Origin of the sequence: Streptomyces sp. NPDC052043, from assembly GCF_044548235.1 — a bacterium.
Lineage (GTDB): Bacteria > Actinomycetota > Actinomycetes > Streptomycetales > Streptomycetaceae > Streptomyces.
In genome coordinates this window covers 910,078-929,865 of record NZ_JBIUBT010000001.1, presented here as the reverse complement: position 1 = coordinate 929,865, position 19,788 = coordinate 910,078, and the positions used below count along the sequence as shown (strand labels likewise).

Sequence of the window (19,788 nt, the reverse complement as noted above, 5' to 3'; positions counted from 1 at the left end):
GGCCCCCGGAAGACACAGCATCGGGGCTCGGGACTTCACTCCGGTGCGGTGACCCGGGGTGATGCGGGCCGGGGCCTCCTCGTGTGGGACGGGAGGCCCCGGCCCGCGTCCGGGTCACGGCCTCAGCCGGCCAGTGCGTCCAGCAGGCGGTCGACGTCGGCGGGCGTGTTGTAGAGGTGGAAGGCGGCCCGCAGATTGCCGGCGCGCTGGGAGACCTCGATGCCCTTGGCACTCAACTCGCCCTGATGAACGCCGAGTCCGGGCACGGAGACGATCGGGGAGCCGGGTGCCGGGACCGGTTCGTGGCCGACGGAGCGCAGTCCGGCCCGGAAGCGGTCGGCGAGGGCGAGGTCGTGGGCGCGTACGGCGGACACGCCGAGTTCCTCGACGAGTTCGAGGGAGCGGCGGGCGCCGGCGTAGGAGAAGAGCGCGGGACTCTCGTCGAACCGCCGTGCGGAGTGGGCGAGTTCCTCGACGGGGCCATAGCAGCTGTCCCAGGGCCGCTCCCCCGCCACCCAGCCGGCGAACAGGGGGCTGAGGCCGCCGAGGTCGTCGGGGACGACCAGGAAGGCCACGCCCCGCGGGCACAGGAGCCACTTGAAGGCGACCGCGGAGACGTAGTCGTGGGCGTCCGCGTCGAGGTCCAGCCAGCCGGCGGCCTGGGAGGCGTCGACGTAGGTGCGCGCGCCGTGCTCCCGCGCGGCCGCGCGGATCGCGGGCAGGTCGGCGATCCGGCCGTCGGCCGACTGCGCGGCGCTCACCGCGACCAGCGCCGTGCCGGGCCGTACGGCCTCGGCGACCCGCTCCAGCGGGACGCTGCGCACCTTCAGGTCGCGGCGGACGTGGAAGGGGTTCACCAGGGAGCTGAAGTCGCCCTCGGCGGTGAGGACTTCGGCGCCCTCGGGCAGTGCGTCGGCGATCAGCCCGGTGTAGACGGCGACCGAGGCGCCGGCCGCCACACGGCGGTCCGGGACTCCCGTCAGCCGGGCGAAGGAGGCGCGGGCGGCCTCGACGTCGGCGAACATGTCGGTCGGCTGCCCGTCGGCGGCCGCCGCCACCGCGGTGCGCAGGGCCTCGACCGTACGGGCGGGCGGCAGGCCGGTGCTCGCGGTGTTGAGGTAGGTGGTCTTCGGGGCGAACTCGGTGCGGACGAGGGTCTCGAAGGTGTCCATGGGACCACTGTGCGGCCCGCCGTGGGCGCAGTCCATTGCGAATTCCTGCGGGACACTCCCAAGGTTCCCTTATGCGTTCGCGCTGACCTGCGCCTTGCCGCCGCCGCTCAGCTGTTCGGCACCGCGCATCCGTCCGGGCCGCAGGCGTCCCCGTCCGCCTCGCCGCCCTGGAGGAGGGTGAGCGGCGAGCGCTCGCCCCATGCCTGGGTGAGGGCCTGGGTGAAGACCTCGGCGGGCTGGGCGCCGGAGACGCCGTACTTCCGGTCGAGCACGAAGAACGGCACCCCGGAGGCGCCGAGTTGCGCGGCCTCCCGCTCGTCGGCGCGGACCTCGGCGGCGTAGGCGTCGGGGTCGGCGAGGACCTTGCGGGCGGCGTCGGCGTCGAGTCCGGCGGCGACGGCCAGTTCCACCAGGCGCTCGTCGCCCTCGGTGTAGACGGACCGCTCCTCGGCGAAGTTCGCCCGGTACAGGGCGTCCAGCAGCTCGCTCTGCCGGCCGTGCTCCTTGGCGAGGTGCAGCAGGCGGTGCATGTCGAAGGTGCTGCCGTGGTCCCGGCCCCGAGTGCGGTAGGCGAGCCCCTCGGCGGCGGCCTGCCGTCCCAGGTTCTCCTCGCCGTCGTGCGCCTGCGCCTCGCTCATCCCGTACTTCTTGGTGAGCATGGTGATCACCGGCTGGACGTCGTCCTTGGCCCGCCCCGGATCCAGCTCGAACGACCGGTGCACCACCTCGACCCGCTCCCGGTGGGGGAAGGCGGCGAGCGCCTTCTCGAAGCGCGCCTTCCCGACGTAGCACCAGGGACAGGCGATGTCCGACCAGATCTCGACGCGCATACTCTCGGCTCTCTCCCGCTCGTACGGAAGCGGAGGTGGACGTCCTCCGCCGGGTCCGTGAACGTTCAAGCAGGGGGTTTCATTCCCCGGTCGTCACCGCATGGCGCAGCCACACATGGTGCGCGTCCTCGTCGGTCGGCCGCCGCGGATCCGGGACCCAGCCCAGCCGGGCGTAGAAGCGCTGCGCCCGCTCGTTGTCGGTGTGCACCTCGAGGACGGCGCTCCGTCTGCCGTCGGCGCGCCACTGCTCGACGCAGGCCGCGTGCAGAGCCGTGCCGATGCCCGAAAGCCAGCGGTCGGGGTCGACGTGGAACTGGAACAGCATGACCGTGTCCGCGGGACCGTCCGGCGGTGTGCGGAACGAGGCGATACCGACGATGCGGCCCTGGTCGACGACGCACAGCACGTGGCCGTCGGGGTGCTCGATGGCCTGGCGCCATCTGGCGGTCCAGTCGGCGTCGGCGTCCGGCAGGCCGTCCGGGTAGTAGGTGGACCGCGCCCGGACCATCAGGCCGGCGACGGCCTCCGCCTCGGCGGGCACGGCCGTGCGGATCACCAGGCGTCCGCGCTCGTTGTCCTTGATCATACGAGGCAGGACGCGGAGGCCCGGTGATCCGGTTCCGTACGGGTGCGGGGTCAGCGCTCCAGTCGGCCGTCGAAGCGGCGCGGCAGCCCGAGCGGGTTGTCGTCGCGCAACTCCGGCGGCAGCAGCGCCTCCGGGGCGTTCTGGTACGCCACCGGGCGCATCCACCGCTCGATCGCCGTACCGCCCACGGAGGTGGACGTCGAGGTCGTCGCGGGGTAGGGGCCGCCGTGGTGCTGGGCGGGGGCCACCGCGACACCGGTCGGCCAGGCGTTGACGAGCACGCGTCCGGCGAGCGGGGTGAGCCGGGCGAGCAGTTCGGCGCCGCGTCCCTCGCCGGCCGCCTCCTCGGCGGACAGGTGCACGGTCGCGCTGAGGTTGCCGGGCAGCCGGGCGAGGACGGCCTCGACCTCGGTCTCGTCCGCGTAGCGGGCCACCACGGTGACCGGTCCGAAGCACTCCTCCAGGAGCAGGTCGTGCTCGCCCTGCTCGGCGAGCTTCCCGGCCGGGACGGTCAGGAAGCCGGCGCTGACCGTGTGCGCGCCGCCCGCGCCCGGGGTGACCGGCGACTCGACGCCGGGCAGTGCGGAGCGTTCGGCGATGCCGGTGAGGAAGTTGTCGCGCATCCGGTGGTCGAGCAGGACGCCCGGGTCGGTGTCGCTGACGGCGTCGGTGAGCGACTTGACCAGGCCGTCGCCGGCGGCTCCGGACGGCACGAGGACCAGTCCGGGCTTCACGCAGAACTGCCCGACGCCCATCGTCATCGACCCGGCGAGCCCGGCCCCGATGTCCTCGGCCCGCTCGGTGGCCGCCGCCTCGGTCACGAGGACCGGGTTGAGCGAGCCCAGTTCGCCGTGGAACGGGATCGGCGCCGGCCGCGCGGCCGCCGCGTCGAACAGGGCACGGCCGCCGCGCACGGAACCGGTGAAGCCGGCGGCCGCGACCAGCGGGTGCCCGACGAGTTCGACGCCCGCCTCGAAGCCGTGGAGGAGACCGATCACGGCCTCCGGGACGCCGTGGTGGGCGGCCGCCCCGCGCAGCACCCTGGCGACCAGTTCGGACAGGGCGGGGTGGTCGGGGTGGGCCTTGACGACGACGGGGCAGCCCGCGGCGAGCGCGCTCGCGGTGTCGCCGCCCGCGACCGAGAAGGCGAAGGGGAAGTTGGAGGCGGAGTAGACGGCGACGACCCCGAGCGGCACCTTGTAGCGGCGCAGGTCCGGGATCGGCGGGGCCGCGGTCGGGTCGGGGTGGTTGATGATCACGTCGAGGAAGGCGCCCTCGTCGACGATGTCCGCGAAGGCCCGCAACTGGTAGCAGGTGCGGGCCAGTTCGCCGGTGAGCCGGACCGGTCCGAGCGCGGTCTCGGCGTCGGCGGCCTCGACGAGCCGGTCCCGGGCCCCTTCGAGCCGGTCGGCGGCGGAGCGCAGGAAGGCCGCGCGGACGGCGCGGTCGGCGAGTGCCCCGCGCGCCTCGTGCGCGGCCCGCACGACGGCGTCCACCTCCTGTGTCGTGGCCTCCACCGCGACCTGTTCCCGCTGCTTCCCGGTACGGGGGTCGACACTCCAGACTGGTGCTGCCACCGCGGATCCCTCCACATGTCTTGCCGCAGTATGCGGCCGGTCCCTACGGTCGGCCGCATTCGGGTCACCACCAGGGCGTTCTATATACTGAACGCTGTCTCTGATGATGAATACACTGTCGGAGACTATATCTCCAGCTTCTCGTCGAACGAAGGGGTCCAGGGCGATGTCGGCAGGCGACGCGGGCGGCGGGGCGCAGGTCAAGTCCGCCGTACGGACTGTGGAGTTGCTCGAGTTCTTCGCCGGCAGGCCGGGTATGCACTCGCTGGCCGCGGTCCAGGAGGCCGTCGGCTACCCCAAGTCCAGCCTGTACATGCTGCTTCGCACGCTCGTCGAACTGGGCTGGGTGGAGACCGACGCCACCGGCACGCGCTACGGCATCGGGGTGCGGGCGCTGCTCGTCGGCACCTCCTACATCGACGGCGACGAGGTGATCGCGGCGGCCCGTCCCACGCTGGACCGACTGTCCGACGACACCACCGAGACGATCCACCTCGCCCGGCTGGACGGCACGAACGTCGTCTACCTGGCCACCCGCCAGTCGCAGCACTACCTGCGCCCCTTCACCCGGGTCGGCCGCCGCCTGCCCGCCCACTCCACCTCGCTGGGCAAGGCGCTGCTGAGCACGTACCCGGACGAGCAGGTGCGCACGATGCTCCCCGAGACGCTGCCCGCGCTGACCGAGCACACCATCACCGACCGCGAACTGCTCATCGAGGAACTGCACCAGATCCGCGAGCGGGGGTACGCCGTCGACCGCGAGGAGAACACGGTGGGCCTGCGCTGCTTCGGTGTGGCGATCCCGTACCGCACCCCGGCCCGGGACGCGGTGAGCTGCTCGGTCCCGGTGGCGCGCCTGACGCCGGCGCACGAGCAGATGGTGAAGGATGCTCTCCTCGACGCCCGAGACCGACTGACGCTCGCCACCAGGAGGCTGTGACACATGGAGGTCGTGCTCCGCGAGGTCCACGACAGCGATCTGCCGGTGTTCTTCCGGCAGCTGAACGACCCGGAGGCGCTGCGGATGGCGGCCTTCACGCCGAAGGACCCGGCCGACCACGAGGCGTTCGCGGCGCACTGGCGCCGGATGCGCGCCTCGTCCGTCGTGCTGCGCGCCGTCCTGCTGGACGGTGACGTGGTGGGCAGTGCCGCGGTCTACGGCGAGCCGGGCGAACGCGAGGTCACCTATTGGGTGGACCGCGCCTACTGGGGCCGGGGTGTGGCCACGGCGGCGCTGCGCGCGCTGCTGGCCGAGGTCCCGGAACGCCCGCTGTACGCGCGGGCGGCGGCGGACAACGCCGGCTCGCTGTGGGTGCTCGCCAAGTGCGGCTTCCAGGAGTCCGCGCGGGCCCGGGGGTTCGCCGAGGCGCGGGGCGAGGAGATCGACGAGGTGGTGCTGACGCTGCGGGGCTGACCCCGCGGGAGTCGCGGCGCGGCCTGCCGGGCGCCGCGTGCCGCCGTACTCGGGAGCCGGTCCGTGCCCCGCCCGGCTCGTGGTTCGGGCGGGGTACGGGCGGGTGACTAGCCGACGAAGTACGTCGGGTTGGGCAGCTTGAACGTCTGATCGGCGTGGCCGCCGTCGAGGTCCGAGTACTGGTCGCCGATGTTGGCGATGATGTTGTACCCGAGGTCCTCGATGTGCTTGCGGGTGCCGCCCTTGTACTGGACGGTGGTGCAGGTCCAGGTGCCCGGGGTGGCGCAGTCCTTCAGGTACGACGGCGGGTTGGCCGCGTCCTTGAGGAACATGTGGGCGGAGTCGAGGTTCACGTCGGCGCCGACCTTCTTCAGGTTCTCCACGGCGGCGGAGCGCTGCGCCTCGTTCAGGCCCGAGTTGTAGAAGACCTCGACGCCCTTCTGCTTGGCGTACTGCACGAGGTCGGGGGTGCCGGGAACGGCCGGGCGGTCGGCCCGCATCACGTAGTCGTTCCAGCTGGCCGAGTTGTAGGTGTAGTTGTAACGCTTCTCGTAGTCCAGGCTGAGAAGCAGGGTGTCGTCGATGTCGAACATGATCGCAGGCTTCGGCTGGTTCTTCTTGCCGGTCTGCTTGGCGGCCTTGTCGATCGCCTTCTTGACCTGGGTGTCGATGCTCGCCAGGTCCTTGGCGTAGGGGCTGTCCGAAGAGGCCTGGTAGACACCGTTGCTGTCCGGCTTGGTGCCGTAGTAGGCGTCGATGTCGCTGACCAGGAGCCCGATGTTGTAGGGCTCCGGGGTGGCCTTGTCCTTGGACGGGTCGGCGGTGGCCATGCTGGCGCCGTAGAAGACGGAACCGGTGAGGGCACATGCGGCGGCAACGGCCGCAATGCGGAGTGATTTGCGCATGAGAGCTTTCTACGCGCGTCAATCCCCGGTTTGCGAGGTCTGTTGCCCGATTGATATCTCTCGCCGTTCACTGTTCACTTGCGCCATCCGAAGCTGTCATCGCCGCGCCATGGTGTCCACCTCCACGTCACGTGGCCGTCCCCCGGGAGCGGGGAGTCCACGGGGCGCGGCGAGGCGGGTGGGCCGACGGGCCGGGGCGGTGGTGCGCCCCGGCCCGTGCCGAGGGGTCGTCAGTGCAGACGGCCTGCGCCCGCCTGGTGGTCGACGATCCCCGGCAGTGCCTTCGGGTTGTCGATCCGGGTGCGCAGGGACGGGGTCCAGTCCCCGCCTCGCTGAAGGGTCTCGTCGGGGACCTGGGCGTTGTGCACGGCGATCAGGTCGGTGAGCTTGCCGTTGACGTAGTTGTGGGACTCGCTGACCGGCGACTCCTTCCACTTCTTGAGGATCAGGCCCGCGTCGACCCCGCGCGCCAGTGTGAACGCGTTGTGCTCGGCGACGAGTTGGGACTCCATACCGACACCGAGGCTGTAGCCGTAGCCGGCGTTGGCCACGTAGTGGTTGTTGTAGGAGTCCACCTGCCCGAAGCGGACGCGCGGGGCCCGCTCGACGAGGTTCCTGAACAGGTTGTGGTGCAGGGTCACCTTCAGGTGGCCGCGGTCGATCTCGGCGGTGGACGCGCTGTCGCTGTTGCCGATGAGGATGGTCTTGTCGTGGTCCTCGAAGACGTTCCAGGAGACCGTCACGTAGTCGGCGCCCTTGACGATGTCCAGCTCACCGTCGTGCTGCTCGAAGATCCGGCCGTAGTAGTACGGCAGGGTGCTGTTGGGGTGCTCGCCGTCGGTGAAGGTGTTGTGGTCCATCCACACATGCGTGGAGCCGGTGATCACCGCGCTGTCGTACTCGGAGTTCCAGTTGCCGTCGGCGGTGTCGGTGGGGTCCCACTGCGGGAAGCAGTCCAGCGGGCTCTCCAGGGTGAGGTTGCGGACGACGACGTTGTCCACGTTCTTGATCTGGAGGCTGGCGCCCTTGAAGCCCGCGTCCTTGCCGACGCCGACGATGGTGGTGTTGGCGGGGATGTTCGCCTTGATGTACTTGTCCTGGAGGGCGGCGGAGGCGCGGCGCAGGCCCTCGGGGCTGTCGTCCGGCTCGCCGTCCAGGTTCCGGTCGCGGCCCCAGGTCTCGGGCGCGTAGGTCTCCAGGTAGGTGTCGAAGTCGTAGCCGGGCACCTCGAAGGCGGAGCAGCTCGGGCCGTCGGCGTCGATCGTGCCCTTGACCTTGATGATCTTCGGCGCGCTGCCGCCGGCGGCGAGCGCGGCCTTGAAGTCGTCCCAGGTGGTGACGGTGTGGACATGCGCGGCGTCGGCGTTCGCGCCGCCGGTGGTACCGGTGCCGTAGGAGCCCCAGCCGTCCTGGGCGGCGAGCACCTGGCGGGCGGTGTCGGGGGTGTGGGGCCCGGGGGTCGCGGCGGCGGTGCCGGTGACGGCGAGCACCAGGGCGGTGCAGCCGACGGCGGCCGCGATGACACGCTCATGACACTTCTGGATACGCACGGTGCGGGTCTTCCTTTCAACGGGGAGGTGAGCAGGGATGGGCGCGGTCGCGGGGAACCCCGCGCCCGGCCACGGACGGTCCGCGGCCCGGACAGGCGACCTGGGGCCCCGGGACCGTCCGCCTTCGTCGACCGGCGTCAGCCCTGGTTCTGCTTCCACTCGGCCTGCGCGGTGTTCAGCTGGTCGGCCAGCGTGTCCAGGAACTGCTTGGCGCTCATCCTGCCGAGCAGCACCTTCTGGAAGTTCGCCTCGTTGTCGGCCTTGGAGATGGTGTTCCAGTCGGGCAGGTAGTACGGCAGCTGCACGATCTTCGTGTCGGCCCCGTTCAGCGCCTCGGCCGCCAGCTTCGTCGGCTCGGCCTGCTGGATCCAGTCGTCCTGGGCGGCGTCGACGTTGGAGGGCACCTGCCCGGCGGACTCGTTGAACTTGGAGTTCTCCGCGGCCGAGGCGGCGAACTCCATGAACTTCCAGGCGGCCGCCTTGTTCTTGCTCGCCTTGAACAGGCCGAGACCGTCGACCGGGTTGGACACCTGCACCCGGGTGCCGTCGTCCAGCGTGGGGTTCGGGATGCCGCGGAACTTGTCCTTGCCCAGCGCCTTCAGGTGGTCCTGGTACGAGCCCAGGTTGTGGCTCAGCATGCCGATGGTGCCGCTGTCCCACTGGGCGACCATCTTGGTGAAGTCGTTGTTGACGTCGGCGGACGGGGTGTCCTTCTTGTACAGCGCGACGTACTTCTCCAGCGCCGCCACGTTCTTCGGGTCGTTGACGGTGGTCTTGTCGCCGTTCCAGAACGAGGTGATGCCGGTCTGCCCGTACACCGCGTCCAGGGCGGGCGCGATGGAGCCCTCGCCGCCCCGGATGGTGAAGCCGAACGCGTTCTTGCCCTTGTTCGTGAGCTTGTCCGCGGCCTCGTAGAACTTGCCCCAGGTGGTCGGCGCGTCCAGGCCGGCCTTCTCGAACAGGTCGGTGCGGTACCACAGGGTGCCGTTGTTCACCGAGGTCGGCACCTGGTACAGGGTGTCGCCGCCGCCCGCCGCCTTGCTGACGCCGAGCACGTTCTCGCTGAGCTTGCCGTTCAGCTCGCTCTTCGCCAGCCGGTCGTCCAGCGGCTCGAGGGCGCCCTGGGCGGCGATCTCGGCGAGCATCGCGGTGCCCACGCCGCCGACGTCCGGCAGTCCGCCGCCCTGGATGGCGGTGTCGAACTTGGACTGGGCGCTCGCGGCCGGGATGCCGACGTAGTTGACCTTGATGTCCGGGTACTTCTTCTCGAAGTCCGCGATGATCTGCTTCCAGACGTCGGTGCGCACACCGCCGTTGTTGTCCCAGAAGGTGATCTCGCCCTTGCCGGAGCCCTCGGAACCCTTGCTCTTCCCGGAGCCGCTGCCGTCGTCACCGCACGCGGTGGCGGTCAGCGCGAGCGCGGAACCCAGGACGACGGCCACGGCGGCACGCCTGCTTCTACGGATGTTGATCTTCATTGATCGACTCTCTTCTTCTGGATCCAACTCGGAGGTGAGGACTGGAGCGTGGGGAACTTTCCAGTAAGCGCTTGCAGAAGGGGCGTGCCACGGCGACTCCCGTCCGGCGCGGCGGCGGGGTGGGTTACGGCACGGTGGGGGTGGGCGGCTTCGTCATGAGCGGTGCCCTCGGTCCGTCATGAGCGGTGCCTCATGACGGGGCCGCCTTGCGGGCCAGCTCCCCGGCCTCGTCCCGGCCGAGCCGGCCGTCGGCGACGACGGTGACGATGCGGCGCAGGACGGTCCCGCCCGGTTCGATCGCCAGCGGCCGCTCGGCCGCCAGCGACGAGCCCACCCCCGGGTACTCCGCGGCCCGCACGAACCAGGCGTCCTCGCGGGTGGCGCCGGTGGCTCCGGCGAACACCAGCGTCCAGGTGCCGCCGACGAGCGCCAGCCAGTCGGCGCGGATGCCGTGGGCCCGCGCCTCGCCGTCCCGGTCGGCGGTGAGGACGAGCGGGGGCCGCTCCTCCTTGCGGGCCCGCCAGAAGAAGCCGCCGTAGGCCGCGCCGGGGCGGCCGTTGGTGGCGGGGCTGCCGATCGACAGTGTCCGCGCGGTGGCGTTGGTGAGGGCGAAGGTGAAGTCCAGGGCCCAGGCGGTGGCGGTGAGTCCGGTGGCCGCGACGGTGCGGCGCTCGCGCAGCAGTTCGCGGCCCGCGGCGACCCAGCGCAGCTCCTCCTCGAACCGGTCGGCCTCGTGCCGGGGGAAGCCGGTGTGCCGCTGGGCGCCGTGGTTGTCCAGCTCGGTCGGCCCCCGGTCGCGCACGAAGGTGCGCCCGCCCCAGAAGTTGCGCCCGTCCACGTCGGGAACGGCGACACCGACGCCGAGGTGGTGCGGGTGGTCGGCGGGGCCGAGTTCGGTGACCGCCGTGCCGGCCAGGGTGGTGACGGGGTGCAGATACGGGCGCGGGGAGAGCCGGTCGGGCAGCTCGGGCCGGGTCACGTAGCGCGCGACCGGGCGGCCCGCCACGCGCAGGACCGGGGAGTCCGTCATCCCGCGGTCACCTCCTTCGGTGACGCCCAGTCGGCGTCCAGCTCGGAGTACAGGGAGAGGGTGTCGGCGGCGGCCGCGACGAGCCCGTCGACGCCGGGCACGACCCGGCGGCCCTCGTCGGCCAGCCGCCGCCAGGAGCCGGCCGGCAGCTCGCCGGGGTCGGGGGCCGTGCGGATCGCCTCGACGACCCGCATGAAGGCGCCCGTCGAGGCGGGCGGGACCAGCAGTCCGGCCCCGGTGGTCAGGTGGTCGACCAGGTTCTCCAGCAGGTCGGTGCGGCCGTACTCGAACTCCTCCGGGCCGTGGCCGGCCCGTTGCAGCAGCACCCGGTCCTGCTTGTACCAGAAGGTGATCCGGCCGCTGTCGCCGTGCACCATCACGTACGGGTCGTCGGGGCGCTCGGCGCACAGGGTCGCCGCGACGGCGGCCCGCCCGTGCGGGGTGGTGACCCGGACGCAGGAGGTGTCGTCGGCCTCGATGGCGTTGGCCCGCCACAGCTCGGTCTCGATGCCGGTGACGTCCTCGGCGCGGGTGGCGCCGAGCAGGGCGAGCGCGGTGGACACGGCGTGCGCGAGGGGGTTGGTGAGCACCCCGTCGACGACGTCGACGCCGTCCAGGCGGCGCCTGCCCGCCCAGGGCGCCCGCCGGTAGTAGGCCTCGTCACGCGCCCAGGCACCCGCCGCGCCGACCCCGGTGACCGTCCCGATCGCGCCCTTCGCGACCAGTTCCCGGATCGCGGGCAGCGCGTGCGAGCCCAGCGCCTGGAAGCCGATCTGGCAGGCCACACCGGCCGCGGCGACCCCGTCGGCCATGCGGCGGAACTCCGCGTAGGAGGGGGCGGGCGGCTTCTCCAGCAGGAGGTGCACGCCCCGCCCGGCGGCGGTGAGCGCCAGGTCGGTGTGGGTCGGGATGGGCGTGCAGACCACCGCGATCCGCGCGCCGGTGGCGTCCAGCAGGGCGCCGAAGTCGGCGGACTGCGCCGGTGCGCCGAGACCGTCGGGGATCTCGTCCTCGGCCAGCGGGGTCAGCTCGCAGATCCCCACGAGCCGTACGAGGCCCTGGTCCTGGAGGCGGCGGATGTTGTCCAGGTGCCAGCGGCCGTGACCGCGGGCGCCGGCGAGCACGACCGGCAGCGGCGTGGTGGGGTCCGTCATCCCTTCACCGCCCCCGCGCTGAAGCCGGTGATGAGCCACTTCTGGATGAAGGCGAACACGATCACCACGGGTACGGCGGCGACGATGCCGCCCGCGGCCAGCGCGCCCAGGTCGACGCTGTCCGCGCTCATCAGGGTGTTGAGACCGACCGGGATGGTCTGCTTGCTCTGGTCGGAGAGGAACATCAGGGCGAACAGGAAGTGGTTCCAGGCGTGCACGAAGGCGAAGGAGCCGACGGCGATCAGCCCGGGCCGCAGCAGCGGCAGGACAACGATCCGGAAGGCGGAGAAGCGGTTGCAGCCGTCCACCCAGGCGGCCTCCTCCAGGGACGGCGGCACGTTCTTGATGAAGCCGCTGATCAGGATCATCGACAGCGGCAGCTGGAAGACGGTCTCGGCGATGACGACGCTGCCCAGCGAGTTGATCATCGACAGCTCGGCGAAGATCTGGAAGAGCGGGACGAGCAGCAGCGCGCCGGGCACGAACTGGGAGCAGAGCAGGGCCAGCATGAAGCCGCGCTTGAGCCGGAAGTCGAACCGGGCGAGCGCGTAGCCGCCGGCCAGGGCGACGACCGTGGTCAGGACCAGGGTCGCGACACCGACGAGGACGCTGTTCTGGAAGTAGAGGCCGAAGCTCCGCTCGGTCCACACCTTCTCGAAGTGGTCGAAGGTCATCGGCCAGGGCACGAGCGAGGTGGAGCCGGCCGGGCGCAGCGCGAACAGCAGGATCCAGTAGAAGGGGACCAGCGTGAAGAGCAGGTACACGGACAGCGGCAGGTAGATGTGCCAGCGCGGGACCTCGTCCCAGGCGCGGCGCCCGCCGGGCGGCCGGGCGGACTCGGATTCCGCGCGCTCGGGCGCGGGCGCGATCTCGGTGATCACTTCTCACCTCCGAACTTGCTCAGCCGCAGATAGACGATCGAGCAGAAGAGCAGGATGACGAACGCCACCGTGGTCAGGGCGGACGCGTAGCCGAAGTTGTGGGCGTCCACGCTGGTGTTGGCGATGTAGAGCGGCAGGGTGGTCGTCTCGCCGGCCGGCCCGCCGCCGGTGAGGGTGTAGAGCAGGTCGACGTTGTTGAACTCCCACACCGCGCGCAGCAGCGTGGACAGGACGATGGCGTCCTTCAGATGGGGCAGGGTGATGTGCCAGAACTGCTGGAGCCGGCCCGCCCCGTCGACCTCGGCGGCCTCGTACAGGTCCCTCGAGACGGACTGGAGGTCGGCGAGGATGAGGATGGCGAAGAACGGCACCCCGCGCCACAGGTCGGCGACCACCGCCGCCGGGAACACCGTGGAGGTGTCCGACAGCCAGCTGGTGCCGTAGGAGCCGAGGCCCATGTCGGCGAGGTAGCGGGTGATGCCGGTCTGGGAGTTGTAGAGCAGCACCCAGATCGCGGAGGTGAGCACGCCGGAGACGGCCCACGGAGAGAACACCAGCGCCCGGCCGAGCCCGCGGCCCACGAAGGTCTGGTTGACGATCAGGGCGAGGGCGAGTCCGAAGAGCAGTTGCAGCCCGACCTCGACGACGACCCACTTGGCGCTGAAGAGCAGCGTGTCCCAGAACTGGGGGTCCTGGGTGAAGGCGTGGACGAAGTTGTCGAAGCCCGCGTATCCGTTCCGCCACGGCTTGGTGGGGTTGTAGTTCTGCAGGCTGTAGTAGAAGACGCTGAGCACCGGGTAGGCGATGAAGCCCAGCATGAGCAGGGCGGCCGGGGCGATCAGCAGGTACGGAAGCCTGCGCGGCGTGGCGGAGGCACGGCGCCGCCGGGGTGGCGCGGGCGGTTTCGCCACGGCTGCGGCTTGGGCCATGACTGTTCTCCTCGGAGTGGGGCAGTGCGGCAGTCCATAGGAAGCGCTTGCTATCTACACGTGGGTGAGGCACTTCGGCACAGGGGTGGGGGTGGGGCGGTTCGGTGCCGGCGCGCCGGGCCGGCTACCCGGCGTACGGGTCCGGCACCTTCCCCGGCCGGGCCAGGAACTCGAAGTCGCAGCCGGTGTCGGCCTGGGTGATCTGCTCGGAGTACAGGGCGCCGTAGCCGCGCTCGTAGCGTGCGGGCGGCGGCGTCCACTCGGTCCTGCGGCGCTCCAACTCCTCGTCGTCCACGTGGAGTCGCAGGGTGCGGGCCTCGACGTCGAGGGTGATCGCATCGCCCGTGCGCACCAGCGCCAGCGGTCCGCCGACGTGGCTCTCGGGGGCGACGTGCAGCACGCACGCGCCGTAACTCGTGCCGCTCATCCGGGCGTCGGAGATCCGGACCATGTCCCGCACGCCCTGCTTGAGCAGGTGGTCGGGGATCGGCAGCATGCCGTACTCGGGCATGCCGGGTCCGCCCTTGGGTCCGGAGCCGCGCAGTACGAGCACGCTGTCGGCGGTGATGCCGAGCGCGGGGTCGTTGATGGTGCGCTGCATGGTCCGGTAGTCGTCGAAGACGACGGCGGGTCCGGTGTGCTCGAGCAGGTGCGGTTCGGCGGCGATGTGCTTGATGACGGCGCCGTCCGGGCAGAGGTTGCCGCGCAGCACCGCCACGCCGCCCTCGTCCGCGACCGGGTTGTCGCGGGGCCGGATCACGTCGTCGTGGTGGACCTGCACGCCGGCGATCTGCTCGCGCAGGGTGTCGTGCGACACCGTCGGCCGGTCCAGGTGGAGCAGGTCGGGGATGCGGGAGAGGAAGCCGGGCAGGCCGCCGGCGAAGTGGAAGTCCTCCATGAGGTACTTCTGGCCGCCGGGGCGGACGTTGGCGAGGACCGGGACGGTGCGGGCGATGCGGTCGAAGTCGTCGAGGGTGAGCGTGACGCCCGCGCGGCCCGCCATGGCGATCAGGTGGATCACCGCGTTGGTGGAGCCGCCGAGGCCGAGGACGGTGGTGACCGCGTCCTCGAACGCCTCGCGGGTGAGGATCTCGCTCAGCTTCCGGTCCCTGTGGACCAGTTCGACGACGGTCATGCCCGCCTTGGCGGCCATCCGGTCGTGACCGGAGTCCACGGCCGGGATGCTGGAGGCGCCGGGCACGGTCACCCCGAGGGCCTCGGCGGCGGCGGTCAGTGTGGAGGCCGTGCCCATGGTCATGCAGTGGCCGGGCGAGCGGGCCAGGCCGCTCTCCAGCTCGGCCATCTCGCAGTCGCCGATGAGGCCGGCCCGCTTGTCGTCCCAGTACTTCCACATGTCGGTGCCGGAGCCGAGCACCTCGCTGCGCCAGTGGCCGGGCAGCATGGGCCCGGCGGGCACGAAGACGGTGGGCAGGTCGACGCTCGCGGCGCCCATCAGGAGGGCGGGGGTGGACTTGTCGCAGCCGCCCATCAGGACCGCGCCGTCCACCGGGTAGGAGCGCAGCAGTTCCTCGGTCTCCATGGCGAGCATGTTGCGGTAGAGCATCGGGGTCGGCTTCTGGAAGGTCTCGCTGAGCGTGGAGACCGGGAACTCCAGCGGGAAGCCGCCCGCCTGCCACACCCCGCGCTTGACCGCCTGGGCGCGGTCGCGCAGGTGGACGTGGCAGGGGTTGATGTCGGACCAGGTGTTGAGGATCGCGACGACCGGCTTGCCCAGGTGCTCCTCGGGCAGGTAGCCGAGCTGGCGGGTGCGGGCGCGGTGGCTGAAGGAGCGCAGGCCGTCGGTGCCGTACCACTGGTGGCTGCGCAGGTCCTCCGGGCGCCTCTCGCTCGGCCGGGCGTTCATATCGACCACCCGGCGGCGATGGCGGCGACCTCGGCGCGCTCGTTCTCCGGCAGCGGCTTGCTCGGCGGGCGCACGTCCCGGCGGCACAGGCCGAGCGCGGCGAGGGCCTCCTTGACGACGGTGACGTTGTTCGCGGACCCGTTGGCCGCGCGCAGCTCCTCGAAGCGGCGGATCCGCTCCCAGACCTTCATGGCGGCGGGGTAGTCGCCGGCCCTGAGCGCCCGCAGCATGCTCAGCGAGACGGCCGGGGCGACGTTGACCAGGCCGGAGGTGAAACCGGTGGCGCCGGCGGAGAAGTAGGAGGGGGCGTAGGGCTCGGCGAGGCCGGCCACCCACACGAACCTGTCCAGGCCCGCGTCCCGGGCGAAGGCGCCGAAGCGGCTGGCGTCCGGGACGGCGTACTTGACACCGACGACGTTCGGGCAGGCGTCGGCGAGTTCGGCCAGACGGGCGCCGGGCAGCTGGGCGTTGCGGATGTAGGGGACGACGCCGAGCTCGGGCACGGCCTCGGCGATCGCGCGGTGGTAGTCGACCCAGCCGCCCTGGGAGACGTAGGGGTGCACGGGCTGGTGGACCATGACCATCTGCGCGCCCAGCGCGTGGGCCTGCCGGGCGGAGGCGACCGCGGTGGGCACGTCGTGGCCGACGCCGACCAGGATGGCCGCCCGCCCCCCGGCCTCCTCGACGGTCGTCTCGGTGACCCGCTGCCGCTCCTCGGGGGTGAGGGCGTAGAACTCGCCGGTGTTGCCGTTGGGCGTCAGCGTCGTGATGCCGCCGTCGAGCAGGCGGCGCAGCAGGGCCCGGTAGGTGGTGCCGTCGACGCCGCCGTCCTCGGTGAACGGGGTCACCGGGATCGCCACCACGTCGGCCAGAGCCGCCCGCTGGGTCTCGAACGCCGTTGTCATGCCTGACCGTCCTCTCCCTGGGCCTTCGGCTCCGCTGTGGGGAAGGCCCGTTGCACGAACGACGCGATGTGGGCGTGGAGGGTGCGGGCCGCGCCGTCGGCGTCGCCCTCCAGCGCGAGCCGCAGGATCTCCTGGTGCTCGGTGGCCTCCCGTTCCCAGGAGGGGTCGGCGGACCAGGCGACGGCGGAGACGAGGGCGGCCTGGTCGCGGACCTCGTCGAGCATCCGGCCGAGCAGCGGGTTGCCGCAGGGCAGGTAGAGGGCGCGGTGGAACTCGCGGTTGGCGAGGGAGCGTTCGGCGGTGTCCGCGGCCTCGTCGGCCCGCTTCAGCGCGTCGCGGGCGGCGTCCAGGGAGGCGCCGTGGCACACCGAACGCCGCAGCGCCTCCGGCTCGAGGAGCAGCCGTACGTCGTAGACCTCGCGTGCCATGTCCGCGTCCACCTCGCGCACCGTGACGCCCTTGTACTGGTTCATCACGACCAGTCCGGTGCCGGCCAGGGTCTTCAGTGCCTCGCGCACCGGGGTCTTGGACACCCCGAACTGTGCGGCGAGTTCGGTCTCGACCAGGGCCTGACCGGGCGTCAGCCGCCCCGTGAGGATGCGGTGTTTGATCCCTTCCAGCACGACCTGCGTGCGGGAGGGGATCGGCGTGGGCACAGAGGTCATGCGCGCCTCTCGGATCTCGTCGATCACATCACGGCTCGGATCGCGAGTTTCTGGTCTCGCGTATCGCGTCTCATATATGACGTACGAAGTACGACGCGATGAAGGTAAGAGGGGCCCGAGGTTTCGTCAATGCTTCCGGCACAGGAGAATCGCGCCGGCAACGGCGGGTGCGGGGCGGGCGGTTGCACGGGCGGACGCAGCGCGGTGGCGCGTGCCGGGCGTTCGCCTTCGCGACGCGGTCGGGCGCGAGCACCGTCGGCGGGAGCGTCGGTGCGCGACGGCGCCGGGTGTGGCGGCCGGGTGCTCGGCGGCCGGACTTGTGTGCCGCCGCAACTCCGGGAAGCTCAACCCCTGTCACCACCACCCCGTCGCCCCCCGGTGACATGACCGACGGCTGCCGGTGGAGTCCCGCCCGGGCACGCCGGGTTCTACGGCACCTGCCGGATCCCGGGGGCGGGGTCTTAGGGCGACGATCGAGCGGTATGACGACTGAATGGACCCTGCTCCGGGTGCTGCGCGACCGCGCGGCGGGGGTGTGTCTGGCCGCTGTGGTGGTCTCCGGTTTCGGCACGTCGGCGCTGTGGCTGGCCTCGGGTGTGTGGGTCAAGGACCTCACCGGCTCGGACAGGCTGGCCGCGCTGTGCCTGCTGGCGATGTGGGCGCCGACCCTGGCCGGCCCGGCGCTCGGCACGCTCGCCGACCGCGCCCGCCGGAGGCCGGTGCTGATCGGCACGAACCTGTTCTTGGCGGCGCTGCTGCCGATCCTCCTCACCGTCGACGCCCCCGCCCGCGTCTGGGTGCTGTACGGGGTGCTGTTCCTCTACGGCGCCACCGGCGTCGTGGAGGACGCGGCGCAGTCGGCGGTCGTCGCCACCGCCGTCGACGCGAAGCTGCTCGGCGACTTCAACGGGCTGCGGATGACGGCCAACGAGGGCATGAAGCTGCTGGCCCCACTGGCGGGCGCGGGCCTGTACGCGGCGTACGGCGGCCGGTGCGTGGCCCTGCTCGACGCGGCCACGTTCCTCCTCGCCGCCGGTCTGTACGCGAGGCTGCGGGTCCGGGAGGACAAGCCCCGCCGGCCCGAGAACTCCTGGCGCGCGCAGACCGCCGAGGGCGCCCGCCATCTGTGGTCCCACCCGCGGCTGCGGCCCCTGGTGCTGGCCGGCGGCGCCACGATGCTGTTCACCGGCGTGGCCGGCGCGCTGCTCTACGCCGTCGTCGACCGCCTCGGCCACGCGCCCGCGTACGCCGGGGTGCTGTACGCCGTCCAGGGCGCCGGTTCGGTGGCGATCGGTCTCGCCTCGGGCACCGCCCTGCGCCGCCTGGGCAGCCGCCGTTTCGCGGCCTTCGGCATCGCCCTCACGGCGGCCGGCGTAGCCCTGCGCGCGATCCCGTCCGACCCGGTGGCCCTGGTCAGCAGCGTGGCGAACGGCGCCGGACTGCCGTGCGTACTGATCGCCGCGTTCACCGCCGTCCAGCGGGAGACACCGGCGGAACTGCTCGGCCGGACGGCCGCCACCGCGAACACGCTGGTCTTCGTCCCCAACGTGGTCGGCCTGGCCGCGGGTGCCGCTCTGGTCGGCGTCGCCTCCCTGCCGGTGCTCCTGACGCTCCTGGCCGCGGGGCTGCTGGCCACGTCACTGCTGCTGCTTCACAGGCCCCGCACCGCCGACCGCACCGCCGCCAGGTCGCCGTCCGAGGCCAACCCCGCGTGATACAGCCGAAGTTCACTCGCTCCGAGGTCCCGCGCGCGGGCGGCGTCCTCGGCGAGGGTGCCCGGGCTGCCGCCCATGCCGGAGACGATCGTGAAGTTGGCGGCCAGGACGGCGTCCGGACGGCCCTGTTCGGCGAACGGGGCCAGCAGGCCGGAACCGCCCGTGCAGGGCACCACCACGCCGTCCGCGACGGACAGGATGTGGGCGGGGTCGACCCCGGCGTTGGCACCGCAGTGGTAGGACACCGGGTCGGCGTGCAGCAGGACCTGGAATCCGTCGGGGGCCGCCGCGCGGACCGCCGCGACCGCCGCCTCCTGAAGGGTGCGGGCGGTCCCCTCGCGCCAGGCGCGCGTGGCGTCCGCCCTGGTCTCGCCGAGCAGGTCGACCACACCGGCCCAGCCCTCACCGGCGGGCGCCCCCTGCCACACCGGTTCCAGGGCGGACCGTACGGCGTGCGCCAGCTCGTCGGGGTCCAGACCCTGTTCGCCGTAACCGGCGCGGCAGTCCGGGCAGAAGCACAGGGACATCAGGTACTGCCCGGCGTCCCCCGGGCCCACCCCGGCGGTCTTGTCGTGGGCGTGCAGATGGGCGAGCCCGTACCAGCCGAGGGACTCCAGCTCGGTGCCGCGCGCCCCGGGGCGGACGGCGGCCTCGGCGGCCAGCTCGGTCAGGTACGCGCGCGTGGCGGGCCGGGCGACGCACGGCGCCCACGGGTAGCGGTCGCCGTGGGCGTTGACGACGGAGGTGTCCGGATGCTCGGCGCCCAGGCGGGAGTTGTGCGCGAGGACCACCCAGCTGTGCACCTCGAGACCGGCCTCGGCCAGGGCCGCCGCCGCCTCGCCGTACGCGTCGCCGGGCGCCCAGTCGCCCGCCGGATACGGACGCAGCGTCCGGCCCTCCCAGCGGTCGTCCACCGGATACAGCACCGCGGCGTGCTCGGCGGTGACCACCCGGTGGCGCGGGTGGCGGGGCGTCAGCGCGCGCGTGGAGTGGTAGGCGGCGGCGAGCGTCACCTGCTCCACTCCGAGGGCGGCGAGGCGGCCGGGCGCCTCGGGGTCGCCGTTGACGTCCCAGGGGTAGACGAAGGCCGAGGTCTTCACGCTTCCTCCTCGTCGAGCAGCGCGCGGCCACGC

18 protein-coding genes are annotated in these 19,788 nt (G+C 72.1%); 3 read left to right on the top strand and 15 right to left on the bottom strand.

The genetic code is table 11. The annotated features are described in order from the left end of the window. Positions 1-122: 122 nt before the first annotated feature. From ACIHCX_RS04410 to ACIHCX_RS04395, 4 genes are all read right to left on the bottom strand, one after another. Positions 123-1,172 (bottom strand): aminotransferase class V-fold PLP-dependent enzyme, encoded by a 1,050-nt coding sequence (locus ACIHCX_RS04410; RefSeq protein WP_400026415.1) that lies wholly within the window; start codon positions 1,170-1,172, stop codon positions 123-125. A 107-nt stretch (positions 1,173-1,279) separates the two neighbouring features. Further along, positions 1,280-2,002: a DsbA family oxidoreductase gene (locus ACIHCX_RS04405; RefSeq protein WP_400026413.1), complete on the bottom strand. Its 723-nt coding sequence runs from the start codon at positions 2,000-2,002 to the stop codon at positions 1,280-1,282. Between the two features lie 79 nt (positions 2,003-2,081). After that, on the bottom strand, positions 2,082-2,588 hold the full coding sequence (locus ACIHCX_RS04400; protein WP_400026411.1) for a GNAT family N-acetyltransferase: 507 nt from the start codon (positions 2,586-2,588) through the stop codon (positions 2,082-2,084). A 50-nt stretch (positions 2,589-2,638) separates the two neighbouring features. Further along, positions 2,639-4,165 carry an aldehyde dehydrogenase (NADP(+)) gene (locus tag ACIHCX_RS04395; RefSeq protein WP_400026410.1) on the bottom strand — a complete coding sequence of 509 codons (1,527 nt, stop codon included), beginning with the start codon at positions 4,163-4,165 and terminating at the stop codon, positions 2,639-2,641. 166 nt (positions 4,166-4,331) lie between these two features. Between ACIHCX_RS04395 and ACIHCX_RS04390 the strand changes: the two genes are divergently transcribed. Then, on the top strand, positions 4,332-5,105 hold the full coding sequence (locus tag ACIHCX_RS04390; protein WP_400026408.1) for an IclR family transcriptional regulator: 774 nt from the start codon (positions 4,332-4,334) through the stop codon (positions 5,103-5,105). A 3-nt stretch (positions 5,106-5,108) separates the two neighbouring features. Next, complete coding sequence (locus ACIHCX_RS04385; protein WP_400026407.1) at positions 5,109-5,579, top strand: GNAT family N-acetyltransferase; 471 nt, start codon at positions 5,109-5,111, stop codon at positions 5,577-5,579. A 107-nt stretch (positions 5,580-5,686) separates the two neighbouring features. On the opposite strand, the gene ACIHCX_RS04380 is transcribed toward ACIHCX_RS04385, so the two are convergent. The 10 genes from ACIHCX_RS04380 to ACIHCX_RS04335 all read right to left on the bottom strand — a co-directional run bounded on the left by ACIHCX_RS04380 (position 5,687) and on the right by ACIHCX_RS04335 (position 16,940). Next, entirely contained in the window at positions 5,687-6,484 is a 798-nt protein-coding gene (locus tag ACIHCX_RS04380; protein ID WP_400026406.1) for an HAD family acid phosphatase, read from the bottom strand. Between the two features lie 230 nt (positions 6,485-6,714). Further along, complete coding sequence (locus ACIHCX_RS04375; protein WP_400026404.1) at positions 6,715-8,034, bottom strand: polysaccharide lyase family 1 protein; 1,320 nt, start codon at positions 8,032-8,034, stop codon at positions 6,715-6,717. Positions 8,035-8,171: 137 nt separating this feature from the next. Continuing rightward, a complete protein-coding gene (locus tag ACIHCX_RS04370) occupies positions 8,172-9,512 on the bottom strand; it encodes an ABC transporter substrate-binding protein (RefSeq protein WP_400026402.1) in 1,341 nt (446 codons plus the stop codon). A 190-nt stretch (positions 9,513-9,702) separates the two neighbouring features. Further along, complete coding sequence (locus tag ACIHCX_RS04365; RefSeq protein WP_400026399.1) at positions 9,703-10,542, bottom strand: PmoA family protein; 840 nt, start codon at positions 10,540-10,542, stop codon at positions 9,703-9,705. After that, positions 10,539-11,696, bottom strand: coding sequence for a Gfo/Idh/MocA family protein (locus tag ACIHCX_RS04360; RefSeq protein WP_400026397.1), 1,158 nt, complete (start codon positions 11,694-11,696; stop codon positions 10,539-10,541). Before ACIHCX_RS04360 ends, ACIHCX_RS04365 begins: the two co-directional genes overlap by 4 nt. Next, a complete protein-coding gene (locus tag ACIHCX_RS04355) occupies positions 11,693-12,577 on the bottom strand; it encodes a carbohydrate ABC transporter permease (RefSeq protein WP_400026396.1) in 885 nt (294 codons plus the stop codon). The genes ACIHCX_RS04360 and ACIHCX_RS04355 overlap by 4 nt, the downstream gene beginning before the upstream one ends. Continuing rightward, the gene (locus ACIHCX_RS04350) at positions 12,574-13,506 is read right to left on the bottom strand and encodes a carbohydrate ABC transporter permease (protein ID WP_400026394.1); all 933 of its coding nucleotides are present in this window, start codon (positions 13,504-13,506) and stop codon (positions 12,574-12,576) included. Before ACIHCX_RS04350 ends, ACIHCX_RS04355 begins: the two co-directional genes overlap by 4 nt. A 124-nt stretch (positions 13,507-13,630) precedes the next feature. After that, positions 13,631-15,370, bottom strand: a complete 1,740-nt coding sequence (gene araD, locus ACIHCX_RS04345) for an L-arabinonate dehydratase (protein WP_400026392.1) — start codon at positions 15,368-15,370, stop codon at positions 13,631-13,633. Beyond that, positions 15,367-16,275: a dihydrodipicolinate synthase family protein gene (locus ACIHCX_RS04340; protein ID WP_400026391.1), complete on the bottom strand. Its 909-nt coding sequence runs from the start codon at positions 16,273-16,275 to the stop codon at positions 15,367-15,369. The genes araD and ACIHCX_RS04340 overlap by 4 nt, the downstream gene beginning before the upstream one ends. After that, a complete protein-coding gene (locus ACIHCX_RS04335; RefSeq protein WP_400026389.1) occupies positions 16,272-16,940 on the bottom strand; it encodes a GntR family transcriptional regulator in 669 nt (222 codons plus the stop codon). Before ACIHCX_RS04335 ends, ACIHCX_RS04340 begins: the two co-directional genes overlap by 4 nt. Positions 16,941-17,422: 482 nt before the next feature. Between ACIHCX_RS04335 and ACIHCX_RS04330 the strand changes: the two genes are divergently transcribed. Further along, the gene (locus tag ACIHCX_RS04330; RefSeq protein ID WP_400026387.1) at positions 17,423-18,655 is read left to right on the top strand and encodes an MFS transporter; all 1,233 of its coding nucleotides are present in this window, start codon (positions 17,423-17,425) and stop codon (positions 18,653-18,655) included. Here ACIHCX_RS04330 and ACIHCX_RS04325 read toward each other — a convergent pair. Next, positions 18,592-19,755 carry a hypothetical protein gene (locus ACIHCX_RS04325; protein ID WP_400026385.1) on the bottom strand — a complete coding sequence of 388 codons (1,164 nt, stop codon included), beginning with the start codon at positions 19,753-19,755 and terminating at the stop codon, positions 18,592-18,594. The genes ACIHCX_RS04330 and ACIHCX_RS04325 overlap by 64 nt on opposite strands. Positions 19,756-19,788 lie beyond the last annotated feature (33 nt).